Genomic DNA, 17,133 nt, shown 5'->3' with positions numbered 1-17,133 from the left:
TATGCTCTTACACTTTGGATTTTTCATTCGGGCATTCATGCTGCTCTAAATGTGCTGCCAATTCTTTTAAGCTGCTTGTAAGGGGAGATTCTGGATAAAGATGGCAGTATGGCGTGCCGTCATTTATCGCAATAAATGTCCCTTTTTGATCTTCTGGTAAGCAGATAATGCAATTTACGCCGATGGTCTTTTCGATTTCAAATTTCGAGAGAGTATTGCCGGAAACACATCCCGTAAGAACCAGAGAAAGTTTGCAGAAATTTTCAAAGCCACCGGAAGTGATGGTTTGAACAAATCGTTTTGCACTCCCCATGCAGGGCTTGGTAGGCATAGCGACCAGTAAGCTTGCATCTGCCATTTCCATCACCCGATAGAGGGCGGCATCAACACGACTGCCCATATCTATAACTATTATTTCAAACGCATCTGCCGCTGCAAGCAACATTGCGGAGACAGTTTCCGGAACCACACTCCCTGTTCCCATAGTTACTTCTGGTGCTACGAGCGCCAGTATTCCACTGCTGTGATGATACATGGCACTTTTCATAAATGATGCATTCATTAACCCTATGTCTCTGGCAGCATGCCGTCTATCACGTTTAGACGGCGTATTAAGAAATGTTGCCACATCTCCATATGGTCTCGAAAAGTCTAGTAACCCGACTCTTGTACCGTCTTTTGCGAAACAAGCTGCAAGGTTTACAGTGACAGAGGTTGTGCCGGAACCGCCGCGTGCTCCCATGAGTGCAATAACTTTGGGGCGGCTGGTTTTGCTTGTGTCCACAGGTCGATTCGTCAGGTAATCCTGTAATGCCCGTTGCAGGATGAGTTTGCTGAGAGGGTAGCTGAAAAAATCTCGAGCACCAGCGACTAATGCCTCATGTTTATTCGTATCAGTGTATTGTGATGCACAAACGTACACAGCACCGTATTTGTGGCGTTTTGCTTCTATTATTCGTTCTGTAATTTCTTCTGAGTATGTTGTGCAGCCAATAATAAGTACTTCGGGCTTTGTGAGTTGGAGTGTGTTGACCAGATGCGTAAAAGGAATGTCGCAGAGCATGTTGTGCAAGGCACCTGCAATAGTAGGGTCAATGGCTTCAAGTTTTATATACAGAGCTTCTTCAATTGTGGGCATTAATTCCTCCGCTGGCTCATCATGCTGCAAGCATGAGGTGTCTCGGGCAAATACTATTGCTAAATTACTTTTCTAGATTTTTTTCTTCTTTAAAAACTTTTTGAGCTTCAGGTATTTTATCTGAATTTGTATCGATTAAAATCCGCCATGCACCGATGAGGAATGTTATGCAGAGTATAACCAATAAAACATTTCGTAATATGCGGACATTTGATGCTTTGTAATCGCTAATCATTATGCAAACCTCAAAAAATATGAGTGTTGTATTTTTACGTAAAAATTAATGAAGAGGAGTTTTTTCACTCTACCAGCAGTGTAATATGTGAGCGTGGAAAGAACATATGATATTGAAAAAAGTATATTCTTGCTATGTAGATGCATTGTGAAAGTAGATTTGTATTTCTGTTAGTATGCAGTGATATACTTTTAATATAATATTATTACTTTTTTTGTTATTGATGTTGATTTTATCGAATTAAAAAAGCATGTTGGATGGGCAATAAATAGAGGTTTTTAAAAACAATGAACGTTTATTGTTCGTTAAGCTTTTAAAAAATAAAGAATAATCAATAAAAGCCGATGGAGGTTTACGCACTTCGCTTAATTGACTGGAGTGCATGGCAATTGCTGTGAAGAGCGTTCGGGCGAGCGCGCAGGGGTGCGCGTTTATGCTCTTTCAAAAAGGAGAAAAAATATGCAAAGCCAAAGAGTTTTGATAATTGCTCTTGGGTTAGTTCTGTGTGTTCCATGCATTACACTTGCAGCAAAGTATGTGGGGTCTGCTGCATGTAGTGAATGTCATGAGGAGGAATACGGGCGCTTTATGCAATATTCCAAGAAAGCAAAGTCTTGGGATAGTGTTGCAGTTATGGCGCCTAAGCTTACAAAAGCTGAGCAACAGGAATGCTACGAATGTCATACCACAGGGTATAACAAAGGAGGATTTGTCAGTTACGAAGAGACACCTGAATTATCTGATGTAGGATGTGAGTCCTGTCATGGACCTGGTGCGGCACATGCAGAAGCAGGTGAACCAGACCTGATTCGGCGAAAGCCTGATCCAAAAGAATGTGTTGTATGTCACAGCCCAACACGAATTAATACTTTTGGATTTAAACCACTTGTATCCAGTGGTGCACATTAGGAGGATGGCATGGCAATGAAGGCTTCGTTAGGTGGCAAAATCAGTATTTTGATTGCTGTCATTTCGTTTGCAGTGTTTTCTATCCTTATTGGAACTTCAACATATCTTCAGCGGCAGGCAATGCTGGTGCAGTTGAGTGAGTCTTTAACACAAACTTCTCAACTAGTGCAGGAAGTTATTGAACGTCCGATGATTATCGGTGATGACGAAGGCACAACAGAGGAATTTCACCGTTTTCACGAGAAATATCCAAGCATGGAAATTCATCTTGCTGACTATGCAGGTGAGATTACGTATTCAACAAAAGAGACTTCCATTGATAAGCAGATTGCCTCAATGGTACCAGTAGAAGGGTTTTCCGGTTTGTCGAGACGGGCACTTGAAAATCCTATTAAAGAGAATTTAATCGTAAGTGGTGGTGATAGCCCTGTGTTTATCCGGGTTGTGTCCATCGCCAATTCCCCTTCTTGCAGGCACTGTCATGGTGCGTCTAAACCTATCCTAGGGCAGCTTGTAATTGCAAAAGATATTACTGGAACCATGGGGACAATTCAGACGCAAATGTTTGATAATATGGCAATTTCTTTTGCAGGATTTATCATCCTTGTATTGAGCGTCATGTTCTTCATTCGTAAGGTTGTTATTAAGCCTATTGAAAAAATTACTGTTGCATCAAATTCAATTACAAACGGTGATTTTCACGCAGATTTTGTTGTGAATAGTGCGGATGAACTGGGCGACCTTTCCAGAAACTTAGGCTCAATGGTTGAAAAGCTGAAAATTGAACTTGGGTTTTCTAAGGGTGTGCTGCGCGGCATGACAGCTCCAATAGTAATCTGTGATGCTGACCGCAAGCTGACGTCAACAAATCAGGAAGCAATTGACCTTATGGGAATTGCTGGTTCACCTGCGGATTATAAGGGTGTTCCTGTTTCTGAGTTTATTGTGAATGACCCATGCTGCGATAATATTATTCAAGATGTTATGGCGTCACATCAGCCATCAACGGGTAATGAAGCCCGTTTGCAGAATTTTGCTGGCGATGAACTGGTTCTGGTATTTGATGCAGCACCAATTTATGACCTCGATGGTAAGATGCTTGGTGTATTTGTGATGATTACAGACATGACAGCGATGCGAACCCAGCAGCGTCGCGTTGAAGAGCAGAACGACAAAATCACGCATGCAGCAGAATCTGCACGCACAATTTCCGAGCAGGTTTCATCTGCTTCAGAAGAACTTGCTGCACAGGTTCGTCAGTCCAGCAATGGTGCTGATGAACAGCAACGACTGACTGGTGAGTCTGCCAGTGCTATGACTCAGATGAACGCTTCAGTTCTGGAAGTTGCGCGCAATGCGTCAGATGCCGCAGAGTTAGCTGCTGAAACACAGGAAAAAGCAGCTGAAGGCGGCGACATAGTCGAGCAGGCTGTGAACAAAATCCATGCAGTTGCCCAACAGGCGCAGACATTGAAAAAAGAAATGGATGTGCTTGGAACAAGGGCAGATGGTATTGGACAAATAATCACAGTGATTGAAGATATTGCCGACCAGACAAACCTGTTGGCGTTGAATGCTGCCATTGAGGCAGCTCGTGCCGGTGAAGCAGGACGCGGTTTTGCTGTTGTAGCTGATGAAGTACGCAAACTTGCGGAAAAAACAATGAGCGCAACCCGTGAAGTTGTTGAATACGTTAGTGCTATTCAAGCAAGTACGAATCAGAATGTGGAAGCAACCGAAAAGGCAGTAGTCCTTGTTGGTGATTCGACTGAGCTTGCTGTTCGTTCCGGTGAGGCTTTGAAAGCTATTCTTGGGATGGTAGAAGCGACCGCCGATCAGGTGCGCGCTATTGCAGCAGCTTCTGAAGAGCAGTCTGCGGCGAGTGAACAAATAAGCTGTTCTGTGAATGTTATTAATGACATTTCGGAACAAACAGCAGCTGCAATGACTGAATCTACGGCTGCTGTAGAATCAGTTGCTCAGCTTGCTCAAGACTTGAATGGCATTATTGACAATATGCGATCATAGTTGTGAGTAGCTGTGTCAATGCGTTTGGGTAAGTATGCATCTCTGCATCGACAAGAAGCACTGTTTACGGTGTCTCGAAAGTACAAACTTTGTTTGATGATAAGGTGTAAGCGGTGACATATAGGCACCTGCAAATAGAAATTAAGAGGGATGGGCAAATGCTCATCCCTCTTTGTGTATATATGCTACAACGCCTTCGACGTGAATGGTCTGATTGTTGGCTGCTTGTAGGAAGAGCTACCTTTCTGAGTATTCAGCAGAGCTTGAAAAGCGTTATCGCGCTTGGCTGCCCTGTTGATGAATTCATCTGCGATTTTGGTCGGTCCGTTGCATTCATTCACAAGGTAATGCTGTACATGTTCTGCTTCGGAAAAGCTCAGTGCTCCATGCAGCGTCCGTCTGCTTGGATAGTTTATGTGGAACGTAGACGAGAGAATGAATTTGCCAATTGTAGTTTTGTACAGCTTCAGTTCCCACCAGTTGGGCGTTACGCCCATTAACTCTCTGTCATCAAGGCTCACAAGCAATTCGCCAGTAAATGTCAGGTTTTCTTTACCATTTCTTTTTAAGGAAACTGTTTGCATCGTAAGCTCCTGTGAAGATATAATTTTATATTTTGCTGTGCAGGTAACGGCAGAAAAATTGTACAAGTAAACAAGCTAACACGTTAGTTTGTGCAACAAAAAAATAGTACTATGATTAGTGTAGTGCGTTTTTTATGCTGGTACAGCAATGATAATGTTTCTGCCGTGTGGAGATATAAAATATAATCAAAAGAGAAGATGCGGAACTGGCTGGAATAAAGGGAGGAGCTAATATGGCTATAAAAATGCAGATGCGCCGGAACTACAAGCTCCGGCGCATCGCAACCACAACAACAAACCAGTCAGGAGGGGAATCTATATTCCCCTATATATGTATCGCGCAAGGCGATTACAAGCGTATGCAAAAAATCCCAGTGTGCTCACTGCTGGCGTAAAGACGCACGAAAAGCAGCTCCGCAAAGGTGCCTGCATGAAAAACGGTATGACTGGAAAAAAAGAAAAAGAGGACGGTAAAACGCAATATTGGTTTTATGGGGTCCACTCTGTCCTTTTACCTGAGAGTTTCACTGCACTGGGAAAGCAGTTTGCTCCTTCGGTGCTCCTTGCGGAGTCTCTCCAGAGGCTCGTCCGAGCAGCAGTCCTTTTGCCTGAAAGAGTTACATCTTCGGCGCCGTTTCTTTTTTACTAAAGCAAAAAAGGCGGTCTCTCCTGCTGTCTTCAACCGAGGTCCATATGTTGAGGCAGACACTTTTTACCGTGGCTAACTATAAAACGCAATAAAAAATACACCACAGAAGTTGTAAATTCATACAAAGCAAAAATACAATGCAGTTTTGTCAGAATAAAAATAAAAACCGCCCTGCTTTTGTATAACAGGGCGGTGTGATTCTACATGGTGCTACAGGCAGGTTGGTGCCAAATAGCTATACGTATTGTTCGTACTTAGATCACTTCGTTAGGGTAAATAGCCTCGTAGGACTTTTTGTACTCTGCAAATGTACCTTCATGAATTGCCTTACGTGCACCGCGAACTGTGTCGAGGAAGTAGGTAAGGTTATGAATAGAGTTCAAGCGGAAAGACAGCAGTTCTTTTGCTTGGTAAAGGTGGCGCAGATACGCACGGGAGAAGTTGCGGCAAGTGTAGCAGTTGCAATTAGGATCAAGTGGTCCGTCGTCTTCTGCATACTCTTTGCGTTTAATATTGATTTTGCCGAAAGAGGTGTACAACGTGCCGTTACGGGCGTTTCGTGTAGGAAGTACACAGTCGAACATATCGATACCGGCGTTGATACCGTTGATGATATCAAGTGGTGTACCAACTCCCATAAGGTAACGTGGCTTGTCTTTTGGAAGCAGTGGCGCAGAGTGATAGAGAATTTCCATCATTTTCTCTTTGCTTTCGCCAACTGATAAACCACCCAGCGCAAAGCCGTCGAAGTCTTCAGAAGTCAGCTGTGCAATGGAGCGCTCGCGCAAGTCTTTGAAGAAACCACCCTGTGTGATAGCGAAGAGCAAGTTGTCTCCAGCTCCACGAGGGTATTCTTCTCGACAACGCAGTGCCCATCGAGTGGTCATTTCAAGAGAGCGGGCTGTGTATGCTTTATCTGCACCGAAGCCGACGCACTCATCAAGCACCATCATAATGTCAGAATTCAGATTACGCTGAATCTGGATAACTTTTTCCGGTGTGAAAAGATGCTTAGAACCGTCAAGATGGGAGCGGAAGGTTACGCCTTCTTCTTTGATTTTTCGTAAATCACTTAGGCTGAAGACCTGAAAACCACCGCTATCCGTGAGGATTGGTTTATTCCAGGAATTGAACTTTTGCAGACCGCCACGACGGGCAACAAGTTCATCGCCCGGACGAAGGTACAAGTGGTAGGTATTGCCGAGAATAATCTCAGCGCCGATATCATTCAAATCGTCAGGAGCAATGCCCTTAACGCTGCCTACCGTGCCCACAGGCATAAAGATAGGCGTCTGCACTACGCCGTGCGCAGTTTGCAGTTCGCCTGTACGGGCAGCTCCGTCCGTTGCGTGTAATGTAAATTCTCCGATGTTTGCCATGGCGGCACTATACTCAGGAGGACATGTAAAGTCATCCCAAAACGTGCATCAAAAAAACAATACAATATAGTGAAATATCACACTGAAAAGAAAAGGCTGTTTCTGGAATAAACCAGAAACAGCCTTATACGTTTTGATGTACAGAAACTTATTGTTGAACTTTGACTTTGTTCAAAATTTCTGTGGCGGAAGCAACCATTCCACCAACGTTTGCCATATCGGCAGGAACGATCATGGTATTGGATTTTTCAGCCATTTTACCAAATTCGCTGATGAACTGTTCAGCAACTTTAAGCTGTGCAGCTTCTTTACCACCAGGTGCAGCCATAGCGTCTGCAATAAGGGAAATACCTTTGGAGGTAGCTTCAGCAATGAGAAGAATTTCCTGTGCGTGACCGCTAGCTTCGTTGATTTTCTTCTGTTTTTCACCTTCAGAAAGTTCAATTGCTTCCTGTTTGTAACCTTCAGCACGGTTGATGCGGGACTGACGGTCACCTTCAGAGCTTGCAATTTCTGCACGTTTTTCACGTTCAGCTTTCATCTGTTGTTCCATCGCATGCATAACAGATTCAGGAGGAGTAATATCCTGAATTTCGTAACGCATAACTTTAATACCCCATTCGCGTGCTGCTTCATCAACTGCACCTACAACAGCAGCGTTGATGCTGTCGCGTTCTTCGAATGTTTTATCAAGACTGATTCTACCGATAGCAGAGCGCAGGGAAGTCTGTGCCAGCTGGCTTGCTGCAAGGTAGTAGTCGTTTACTCCGTAGCAGGACTTCATAACATCCTGCACCTGAATGTACAGAACGCCGTCGATTTCTACGACTACGTTATCGCTAGTGATGCAGGACTGTGAAGCAATGTTAAGAATTTCTTCTTTAGTTGAGCGGCGGTACGCGATTTTATCCACAAAAGGAATGAGGATATGCAAACCTGCATCAAGAGTTTTAGAGTACTTACCCAGACGTTCAATTACGTAGGAGCTTCTTTGAGGAACAACAACCGCTGTTTTGACGAGTGTAATGAGTACAAGTGCGGCAATAACAATAGAGGTAATAAGACTGGTCATGTTAATCCTTTATAACAATGAATGTATTGGGGTCTGATTCTTTTCTAGAAACAATCCGAACGATAGCACCAGAAGGAATATCTTCTGTCGATTCGGCATTCCAGAACGTGCCCTGATATTTTATGCGACCTGCTGCTGTGCTTGATATAGCTTCAACAACTGTTGCATTTGCGTTTACCGAAGTATCTTCTTCAGCTTTGTTTTGCTCTGCATCCTGACTGAAAATCTTAGGCATTTTTTTGCGTAAAAGAATCAGTAGAGTGATCGATGCGACAACAAAGGTGATTACTTGTGATGTTATGGAAAATTCGAGCAATGCAGCACCACCGGCAATTAATGCACCGGCAGCGAAAAAAACAGTGATGAATGTTGGTGTGAATAATTCTATAAGAAAAAAGATGACTGCCAGAGCGAGCCAAAATAACCAGATAGTATCTGCATCAAAGTTCAGGTTAGTCATTGTATAAATTTCCCATAGTATAGGTTCAAAGTATTATTGCTACGATGTTCAGGGGGGATATCACTGTAAAAATTGATAGTAAATAGAAAAAACGTATTGTTATGCGATAATAGTACAAAAAACGTATGATTTTACTGCATGTACTACGTGCTAAAATTTCGTAGAAGGATAATATGAGAGTTCTACTTTTTAAACAAAGCGTAATGCAGTTATTTATAACAAAAGCCCCCGCACAGATTTACTGGCGGGGGATGCAGGCGTGCAAGATCGTGTAATGGTCGTTTAGCGATCTTTGTACAGAACGTAACTCTCCAGAACAGCATAATGCATTTTGTCTTCAATTTTTGCTAAAATTTGCTCAACTGCTACGAGGAATGGAACACCATTTTCCGGCTCCCCAATATTTTTAATGTGCATGTCGTCCATAATTACACTGAAGTTTGCCCGCTGCGGTTTTGGCATCGATCCGCTTACAGAAGGCGTAATAATATGAATATTTTTAATGATATAGCGGTTGCCAATGATCTGTGAGTAATCAATTTTATCATTAGGATTTGGTGGATAGACGCGAGGTTCTGGTATTTTGCTTCGTAAGTTTCTAAGGAGCTGATCGAAGTTGTTTCCATCGCGCTGCACAATAAAGGCGATATCCATCGCTTTGATGGTGAGATTGTTAATGACGATAGTGCCTGTCCCGATGGAGGAAGGAAGCATGTCGACATCAATTTCTCCAATTTGAATACAATGTCCGCGAGGAAAGCCAGCAGGGTTGGCAAGGTATACGTTATGGATTGAACCGTAACCGGAGAGCGTTGAAAGTTTGGCATCTTCCAACTGTACTTTTGCCCCCATTACTCTAGGTCCAAAGTAATGCACTGTTTTCTTTAAAATAGGGTTAATAGATACAGTGGTATACGAGCTGATACCGCAGGATATTACTCCAGCGAGCAGCATTAATAAGAAAATCTTTTTCACGGAAAGAGACTCCTTGCCAAGTGTGTGTCGTTCTCATTTAGTACAATATAAGTACGAGAGTTTTGCAGCAAGGATTTACGAAAAGAATACTATGTATACGGAAGTGATGCTCTCTACTCTTTCTAACAATTGGAACGTGTTATGGTAGAGATACGTTGTTGTAATAAAAAAAGCCCATACTATTGACTAGTTGCAATAGTATGAGCTTTGTATAACAATGTTGATTCTGTATAACAGTACGTTATGAGTATGTATAGTTTCTTACGATGCAGTAGTATGTGGCAGTAACAGGTATACTAATGTGTCGAGAACATGAAGAAGCTCGAGGTACAGACCGCCACTTGCCATTGGAGGGCCAAATAATGCCGTCCTCTGGTTACGAAGTGATTCGGTGGAAACTGTCTCTGGAAATGTTTTGGACAACGTCATCGCAAGCCGCTCTGCTAATAAATAGCCTTTCACACCTTCATAAAATAAATGCAAATCGTGCATAAATTTTTCAGAAACAGATGCCCAGTACTCTTCAGCTGCTGGAGTCGGTTGCATGGAAACAGCGGAGCAGAGTCCATTATACAAGTTATTCAGATTTGCTCCGGGAATACCTGCACGCCAACCGATGAGCCATGAGTTTCTGGCAAAGAAAAGACAATGGTTTTTGCCAATTGTTACGATGTCGTCGAATATTCCTTTCGCTTCAAGCAGCTTTTCATCTGTCCACAGTGGGAGTTCTGTTGCAGGATGCCAGTCTGTCACCAGAGTCTGCTTTGCCGTTACGGTGCCTTCAGTGAGTGCATTAATAATGTGAGCAAGCCATGCATTTGCTTCAGGAGAATTTGGTGTTTCAAGATGCGTATAACTCAGTACATAGCGTCCTTCACCATAGTTACCTGTGATGACACATGGTTGACCTTCCAGAAACTCTGGGCGCAACTTAATGCCATACAGGTCTTCCCACTCGTTGAATGTCCCCGGAGGCAGTGTGCTTAGCGGTAAGTCTGCAATCCAGAAATCATTACCGGGGGTTGCGTAGCTCGCTAAGATTTCGACATCTGTATTTTCTTTAGGAGAAAATCTGGCTGGCCACCATACAGGAAGTGCTGGATTTTCTGAAAAATTATCAGGAATAAGATCGCCAGAGTGCGAAAGATTGGTACCGAGAGAAGAATGCAGATGTCCGCTAACAAAGTGCTGTAAGCGGTTGGTAAACTTTGCGCGTTCCCACGGGCAAAGGTCCAGCCCGTTTTTTCCGGTAAGCCCCAGTCCTGCACCACCGCAGAAGCCTAAATATTTTCCGCCTCTTGCAATATAGTTGCGAATTTCTTCGATTCCTTTTGAACCGAGAGCCTCCGCTTTTAATCTGGCGTTACCGCCGGGAGTAAGGAGTAAGGCTGGTGGGTTGCAAGAAAGTAATCCCTGCGCTATTTCTTCTCCCCGCACAATGCAGTATGGAAGCTTCATTGCTTCCAGTGCCCGCCAGACGAGTAAACCCCATAGGTGGGATTCGTCCCATAATATATAGATGCTTGACATTGTCCTTCCGCTAATTAATCTGACTTTTTTGCAGTCGTGGAAGTGCACTCTATCAAGCGAGGGCAGCGAGTGCAAATAATTACCAAAAACAGACTTAACAGGTTGTTACCAGCCTGAATACAATAACGAATCTGGAGTAGCAGTATGGCGGAAAACGCTCTTTCTAAGGGGTATGAATCTCAAACGGTTGAAGACCAGTGGCGAAAGCACTGGGAAGAAAACAACGTGTTCACACCGGATATGGATGCCGAGGGTGAGGCGTATTCTATTGTCATTCCGCCGCCAAACGTCACCGGTGCGTTGCATATGGGGCACGCTCTGAACCTGACTTTGCAGGATATTCTCTGTCGCTACCAGCGTCAGAAAGGCAAAAAAGTATTATGGGTTCCGGGTACTGACCATGCTGGTATTGCTACTCAGAACGTTGTAGAGCGCAAGCTTGCTACAGAAGGCTTAGGTCGTCATGACCTTGGTCGCGAAAAATTTGTAGAGCGTGTATGGGACTGGCGTGAAGAGTACGGTAGCCGTATTCTTAATCAGGTTCGTAAAATGGGTGCATCCGTTGACTGGACCCGTGAACGCTTCACTATGGATGAAGGTCTTTCCAAAGCTGTTCGTAAAGTTTTTGTTGAACTGCACGAGCAGGGTTTGATTTACAAAGGCGACTACATCATTAACTGGTGTCCGCGTTGTCACACCGCTCTTGCGGATGATGAAGTAGATCACGCTAATGAACCGGGGGCACTGCACTACATTAAATATCCTCTCGCAGAAGGTTCCGGCGATCTTATTATCGCAACTACCCGTCCAGAAACCATGCTTGCGGATACCGCTATTGCTGTTAACCCTGATGACGAGCGCTTCAGCCATCTCATCGGTAAAAAAGCAATTCTCCCACTGGTTGGACGCGAACTTGAAATTATCGGTGACCGCTACGTAGATATCGAATTCGGTACAGGTTGTCTGAAAGTTACCCCTGCACATGACCATAATGACTGGGAACTCGGTCGTAAGCACGGTCTTGAGGTTATGAATATCCTCAATGAAGACGGTACGCTTACTGAAGACACCGGTGATTACGCAGGTCTTACCTGTGTTGAAGCTCGTGTAAAAATTCTTGAAGAGCTTAAAGCAGGCGGATACCTCGACCGCATCGAAGAACACGAGCACAGTGTTGGTCACTGTTACCGTTGTAAAACTATTGTTGAGCCGTTCGTATCTACTCAGTGGTTCGTGGCAATGACAAAGCTTGCTCCGCGTGCTCGCGCAGCAGTGCCGGAACTCACACAGATTTTCCCAGAATCATGGATCAAGACCTACAACCACTGGCTTGATAATATCCGCGACTGGTGCATCTCCCGTCAAATTTGGTGGGGACACCGTATTCCGGCATGGACATGTCAGGATTGCGGCGAGCTTATCGTTGCAACAGAAGACCCGACTTCCTGTAAGTGTGGTTCTACAAACATTGTGCAGGACGAAGACGTTCTTGATACATGGTTCTCTTCTGCGCTGTGGCCTTTCTCTACTATGGGCTGGCCTGACAAAACAAAAGAGCTGGATACCTTCTACCCGACTTCCGTACTTGTTACCGGTTTTGATATTCTGTTCTTCTGGGTTGCTCGTATGATGATGATGGGGCTGCACTTTATGGACGAAGTTCCGTTCCATCATGTGTACATCCATGCTCTTGTGCGTGACGAAAAAGGGAAGAAGATGTCTAAATCTACAGGTAACGTAATTGACCCTGTAGAAATGATCGACAAATACGGTTGTGACTCCCTGCGCTTTACCCTTACTTCTTTTGCAGCAATGGGTCGCGACATTAAATTGTCTGAGCAGCGCATCGACGGTTACCGTAACTTCTGCAACAAAATTTGGAACGCAGCTCGTTTCGCGCTGATGAACCTGCCGGAAGAAAAGCCTAAGACTTTCGCTTTCGATGAAATTGACGGCGTACATCACCGTTGGATTCTTTCCCGTCTTGAGTCTGTGAAGAAAGATATGGATAACGCCATCACAAGTTACCATTTCAACGAATCTGCACAGATCATGTACAAGTTTATCTGGAACGAGTTCTGCGACTGGTACCTTGAGCTTATTAAGCCTGACATGCGTGCAGGTGGCGAACGTGCAGAAAAAGCACAGTTTGTTCTGTGGACTGTATTGCAGGAAATGATGGTTATTCTTCACCCGATTATGCCATTCATCACCGCACAGGTGTGGAGCGTGCTGCCGGGTATCGAAAACAAAGATATTGCGACAGAATTGTACCCAGAAATGCGCCCTGCATGTGAAGATAATGATGCAGAAGCAGCAATGACTCTCATTCAGGAAACAATTGTTGCAGTACGTACCATCAAAGCAGAACTGAATGTTGCTCCGCAGACTCGCCTTAATGTGCTTATCCGTACCGCTTCTGATGAAGCTAAAGCACTGTACGAAGATGCAATGGAAGTAATGCAGGCGCTTGCACGTCTTAACAACGTTGAACTCGGCGCAGATGTTGAAGCACCGAAAGCTTCTGCTTCCAGCGTAGTTCAGGGCAACGAAGTTATCGTACCTCTTGAAGGTCTCGTAAACTTTGAAGACGAACTTGCACGACTCGATAAAGAGCTTGGCAAAGTTGAAAAAGATCTCAAGCAGGCTTCCGGTAAGCTGCGTAACGAAAGCTTCGTTAACAACGCTCCGGCTGCTATCGTTGAAAAAGAAAAAGCTCGCGCTGCCGAACTTGAAGATACTCAGCAAAAGCTGCTGAAGCTTCAGAAGCGTCTTGTTGACGCAATGGGCTAGCAACGGACTATGATCCTGTAAGGGGCGAAAGTTTAAGTAAGGCTTATGCCTGCGGCGCTTTTGTCTCCGACGGGCAGGGGAAATAATTCCCCCTGCACCCCCTGTTAGCGATGGTGCTTTTTCGTGTTAGCTGCAATCGCGGCTTACAGAAAATTAATTAGCAGCAGGGTGGGAGTTTTTATTCAAGTCTACCGAGTTATTCTGTTTAAGACAGAATAAATAATGCCGGTCAAGGGGGGCTCCCCCTTGCGGGGTGCAGGGGCAGAGCCCTGCCCGCCGGAGGCAAAAATAAAAACTGCTTATGGGTACAGATAAAGTTATTATCAGGGAACCGGAGGATACTCCGGTTCCTGATTATTACCGGAGGAATGATGAAAGTTTACCTTATCGGTGCTGGTCCGGGCGATCCCGGCCTGCTGACAATCAAAGGCCGTGATATTCTCAGCACAGCAGATGTTATTGTATATGACTACCTTGCGAATGCTGAATTTCTTTCTTACGCAAAGCCTGAAGCCGAAATTATCTACGTAGGTAAAAAAGGCGGCGACCATACATTGAGTCAGGAAGGCATCAACCAGCTTATCGTGGACAAAGCGAAAGAAGGCAAATCTGTTGCACGTCTGAAAGGCGGCGATCCGTACATGTTCGGTCGTGGCGGCGAAGAAGCGCAGGAGTTGCTCGCAGCTGGTGTTCCATTTGAAGAAGTTCCGGGTATTACCTCTGCTATTGCAGGCCCTGCATACGCTGGTATTCCACTCACACACCGTGACTACGCTTCATCTGTTTCCTTCATTACCGGCCATGAAAACCCTGACAAACCGGGTTCCTCTCATAACTGGAAGTCTCTTGCTACCGGCACATCTACTCTCGTGTTCTTTATGGGCATGAAGAACTTGCCACATATTTCCAAGCAGCTCATTGAAAACGGTATGAACCCTGATACTCCGGCAGCCCTCGTGCACTGGGGAACCACGGCTAAGCACCGTTCTATGACTGCTACAATCGCAACTCTTCCTGAAGAAGGCGTAAGGCAGGGCTTTACTTCTCCTTCCCTTATTGTTGTGGGTAATGTTGTTAAGCTTCGTGATGAGCTGAACTGGTTTGAGCAGCTGCCGTTGCGCGGCAAAGGCGTTGTTGTTACTCGTGCACGCGAGCAGGCAAGTGGTATGGCTAAATCCCTTACTAAGCTTGGCGCAAACGTTATTCAGTTCCCGACTATTAAAATTGACCCGCTTGCTGACTACAGCGAAGTACATTCTGCGATTAAATCCATCAACGAATACGAGTGGGTTATCTTCACCTCTGTTAACGGTGTAAAACACTTCTGGCTTCAGCTTGCAGAGATGGGACTCGATACTCGTGCTCTTGGCACTAGCAAGATTGCTGCAATCGGTCCTGCAACAGCTGATATTCTGCGCGAAAAAGGCATCGAGCCTGATTTTGTTCCAGAAAAATACGTTGCAGAGGGTGTTGTAAAAGGACTTATCGAGCGCGGCATGGACGGCAGCAAGATTTTGCTTCCACGTGCTAAAGTTGCTCGTGAAGTGCTTCCTGAAGAACTCCGCAAAGCTGGCGCACAGGTTACTGTTCTTCCAGTATACGAAACAAAACCAGCTGGCGAACAGCGTGACGAAGTGCTCGAACTTATTAAGAGTGGCGAGCTTTCTTGCGTAACCTTTGGTTCTTCTTCTACCGTGGAAAACTTCTTTGATCTTGTTTCACCTGATCTCGTTAAAGAACACCGTGATAAGGTGAAGCTTGCTTCCATTGGTCCTATTACGACAAAAACTCTTGAGCAGTTTGGTTTTACACCGGATATCCAGCCGGAAGATTACACCATTCCTGCGCTTGTAGATGACTTAGTAGAAAAGCTATAGAGTAGACGGGCTGGAGCACAGGCGTTTACGCCTAATTTTTCAGCAAAGATATTCAAAAGTTTTTCGGCGTAACTAAACGTTCATAACAGGCGGTGGTGTGACACATGCGCCGTTGAACTTTGTGAATGTTTAGTCGGATACTTAGAAATTGAAAAGAGGATAGAGCAAATGCTCTTTCCTCTTTTTTTGTGTAACTTATCAAAGAATTACGTGTTGAGACTTATTACTCTAGTCAGCTGAAATCATATTGAAAAATTCATATGTTTTAGCGAGGGAGTAAGCGTGACATTTACACCGCGAAAACGAGTGTTGGTAACTGGTGGAGCAGGTTTTCTAGGTGCTCATTTATGCAAACGGCTGTTGGAAAAACAGTGCGAAGTAGTATGCGTCGATAACTTTTTTACAGGAACAAAAGAAAATATAGTCCAGTTACTGGAAGAACCGTATTTTGAATTGCTTCGACACGATATTACCTTTCCACTCTATGTGGAAGTTGATGAAATATACAATCTGGCATGTCCCGCATCACCAGTGCATTATCAGTATGACCCCGTGCAGACTGTAAAAACAAGTGTGCATGGCTCTATCAACATGCTGGGACTTGCCAAACGGACTGGCGCAAAAATTTTTCAGGCTTCAACCTCGGAAGTCTATGGTGACCCTGAAGTACACCCGCAAACAGAAGATTACTGGGGGAAAGTAAACCCTAAGGGAGTGCGCTCCTGTTATGACGAAGGTAAGCGGTGTGCGGAAACTCTATTCTTCGATTACCAGCGCCAATACAATGTCCGCATTAAGGTAGCCCGTCTGTTCAATACGTATGGTCCTTATATGCATCCCCACGATGGGCGTGTGGTTTCAAATTTTATTATTCAAGCGTTGAAGGAAGAACCAGTAACCATTTATGGCGATGGAACGCAGACTCGCTCTTTTTGCTTTGTTGATGATCTTGTGGAAGGCATTATTCGTCTGATGGATAGAACAGAAGATGATTTTGCCGGACCGGTAAATTTGGGGAATCCTCACGAGATGACAATTAGAGAACTCGCCGAGCACATTATTAGTCTGACTGGTTCTCATTCTGTGCTGCAATTTAAATCTCTTCCTCATGATGATCCGAGACAGCGCATGCCGGATATATCGCTGGCACGAGAAAAGCTTAATTGGACACCAACAACTACGCTGGAAGAAGGATTACGCAAAACTATAGAGTACTTCAAAAGCAAAAAAGAATAGCGCGTAGATGCAGATGATGCATAAAGAGGTCTCCGACGGCGCTGCCGCGGGCTTCAAGAACCTTTCTCGAAGAAAAATTTCCAACGTTTCGTTCCAATGTGCCTTCTGCGACCAAAGAACCTTCTTGACGCAGATTGTCACGTCAAACTTAACAGTTGATATATTCCGAGTTCAGTTAAAAACTCGATGGTTGTCCTGAAACCTAGTTTCTTTTTGGGGCGGTTGTTTATTAAAGCAACCGCCTCTTTCACTTGGCTCAAAGTAATAT

The 17,133-nt window shown here is 44.5% G+C and carries 12 protein-coding genes and 1 riboswitch; of the genes, 5 read left to right on the top strand and 7 right to left on the bottom strand.

Annotation, left to right across the window (positions count from 1 at the left end):
* Positions 1-7: 7 nt before the first annotated feature.
* Entirely contained in the window at positions 8-1,138 is a 1,131-nt protein-coding gene (locus N4A56_RS05075; protein ID WP_293671155.1) for an AAA family ATPase, read from the bottom strand.
* A gap of 694 nt (positions 1,139-1,832) precedes the next feature.
* Here N4A56_RS05075 and N4A56_RS05070 point away from each other — a divergent pair.
* Together N4A56_RS05070 and N4A56_RS05065 are read left to right on the top strand one after the other, a co-directional pair.
* Positions 1,833-2,282 (top strand): multiheme c-type cytochrome, encoded by a 450-nt coding sequence (locus N4A56_RS05070; RefSeq protein WP_293671158.1) that lies wholly within the window; start codon positions 1,833-1,835, stop codon positions 2,280-2,282.
* Positions 2,283-2,291: 9 nt separating this feature from the next.
* Positions 2,292-4,310: a methyl-accepting chemotaxis protein gene (locus N4A56_RS05065; protein WP_295545482.1), complete on the top strand. Its 2,019-nt coding sequence runs from the start codon at positions 2,292-2,294 to the stop codon at positions 4,308-4,310.
* 185 nt (positions 4,311-4,495) lie between these two features.
* Here the strand turns inward: N4A56_RS05065 and N4A56_RS05060 are convergent, their stop codons facing one another.
* The 6 genes from N4A56_RS05060 to N4A56_RS05035 all read right to left on the bottom strand — a co-directional run bounded on the left by N4A56_RS05060 (position 4,496) and on the right by N4A56_RS05035 (position 10,959).
* On the bottom strand, positions 4,496-4,894 hold the full coding sequence (locus tag N4A56_RS05060; RefSeq protein WP_293671161.1) for a hypothetical protein: 399 nt from the start codon (positions 4,892-4,894) through the stop codon (positions 4,496-4,498).
* A gap of 493 nt (positions 4,895-5,387) precedes the next feature.
* Positions 5,388-5,484: riboswitch (glycine riboswitch) on the bottom strand.
* A gap of 313 nt (positions 5,485-5,797) precedes the next feature.
* Entirely contained in the window at positions 5,798-6,922 is a 1,125-nt protein-coding gene (gene tgt, locus N4A56_RS05055) for a tRNA guanosine(34) transglycosylase Tgt (RefSeq protein ID WP_293671163.1), read from the bottom strand.
* Positions 6,923-7,070: 148 nt separating this feature from the next.
* Positions 7,071-7,994, bottom strand: coding sequence for a stomatin-like protein (locus N4A56_RS05050; RefSeq protein ID WP_295545479.1), 924 nt, complete (start codon positions 7,992-7,994; stop codon positions 7,071-7,073).
* Between the two features lies 1 nt (position 7,995).
* Positions 7,996-8,454 (bottom strand): NfeD family protein, encoded by a 459-nt coding sequence (locus N4A56_RS05045; protein WP_295545477.1) that lies wholly within the window; start codon positions 8,452-8,454, stop codon positions 7,996-7,998.
* A 282-nt stretch (positions 8,455-8,736) separates the two neighbouring features.
* On the bottom strand, positions 8,737-9,429 hold the full coding sequence (locus N4A56_RS05040; protein WP_295545475.1) for a hypothetical protein: 693 nt from the start codon (positions 9,427-9,429) through the stop codon (positions 8,737-8,739).
* A gap of 261 nt (positions 9,430-9,690) precedes the next feature.
* Positions 9,691-10,959, bottom strand: coding sequence for a BPL-N domain-containing protein (locus N4A56_RS05035; protein WP_295545473.1), 1,269 nt, complete (start codon positions 10,957-10,959; stop codon positions 9,691-9,693).
* 144 nt (positions 10,960-11,103) lie between these two features.
* Here N4A56_RS05035 and N4A56_RS05030 point away from each other — a divergent pair, with 144 nt between their 5' ends.
* The 3 genes from N4A56_RS05030 (at position 11,104) to N4A56_RS05020 (ending at position 16,865) form a co-directional block, all read left to right on the top strand.
* Positions 11,104-13,752 (top strand): valine--tRNA ligase, encoded by a 2,649-nt coding sequence (locus tag N4A56_RS05030; protein WP_295545470.1) that lies wholly within the window; start codon positions 11,104-11,106, stop codon positions 13,750-13,752.
* Between the two features lie 371 nt (positions 13,753-14,123).
* Positions 14,124-15,629: a uroporphyrinogen-III C-methyltransferase gene (cobA, locus tag N4A56_RS05025; RefSeq protein ID WP_295545468.1), complete on the top strand. Its 1,506-nt coding sequence runs from the start codon at positions 14,124-14,126 to the stop codon at positions 15,627-15,629.
* Positions 15,630-15,911: 282 nt separating this feature from the next.
* Entirely contained in the window at positions 15,912-16,865 is a 954-nt protein-coding gene (locus tag N4A56_RS05020; RefSeq protein ID WP_295545466.1) for a UDP-glucuronic acid decarboxylase family protein, read from the top strand.
* The last annotated feature ends 268 nt before the right edge of the window (positions 16,866-17,133 follow it).

Source organism: Halodesulfovibrio sp. (assembly GCF_025210605.1).
In the GTDB taxonomy this organism is placed as follows: Bacteria; Desulfobacterota; Desulfovibrionia; order Desulfovibrionales; family Desulfovibrionaceae; genus Halodesulfovibrio.
The sequence above is the reverse complement of the archived record's forward strand: the minus strand, read 5'-3'. Positions and strand labels throughout refer to the sequence as shown.

Excerpts from the sequence above, each read along its gene's own strand:
- N4A56_RS05075 (WP_293671155.1), bottom strand. The coding sequence starts at position 1,138 with ATGCCCACAATTGAAGAAGCTCTGTATATAAAACTTGAAGCCATTGAC.
- N4A56_RS05070 (WP_293671158.1), top strand. The coding sequence starts at position 1,833 with ATGCAAAGCCAAAGAGTTTTGATAATTGCTCTTGGGTTAGTTCTGTGT.
- N4A56_RS05065 (WP_295545482.1), top strand. The coding sequence starts at position 2,292 with ATGGCAATGAAGGCTTCGTTAGGTGGCAAAATCAGTATTTTGATTGCT.
- N4A56_RS05060 (WP_293671161.1), bottom strand. The coding sequence starts at position 4,894 with ATGCAAACAGTTTCCTTAAAAAGAAATGGTAAAGAAAACCTGACATTT.
- tgt (WP_293671163.1), bottom strand. The coding sequence starts at position 6,922 with ATGGCAAACATCGGAGAATTTACATTACACGCAACGGACGGAGCTGCC.
- N4A56_RS05050 (WP_295545479.1), bottom strand. The coding sequence starts at position 7,994 with ATGACCAGTCTTATTACCTCTATTGTTATTGCCGCACTTGTACTCATT.
- N4A56_RS05045 (WP_295545477.1), bottom strand. The coding sequence starts at position 8,454 with ATGACTAACCTGAACTTTGATGCAGATACTATCTGGTTATTTTGGCTC.
- N4A56_RS05035 (WP_295545473.1), bottom strand. The coding sequence starts at position 10,959 with ATGTCAAGCATCTATATATTATGGGACGAATCCCACCTATGGGGTTTA.
- N4A56_RS05030 (WP_295545470.1), top strand. The coding sequence starts at position 11,104 with ATGGCGGAAAACGCTCTTTCTAAGGGGTATGAATCTCAAACGGTTGAA.
- cobA (WP_295545468.1), top strand. The coding sequence starts at position 14,124 with ATGAAAGTTTACCTTATCGGTGCTGGTCCGGGCGATCCCGGCCTGCTG.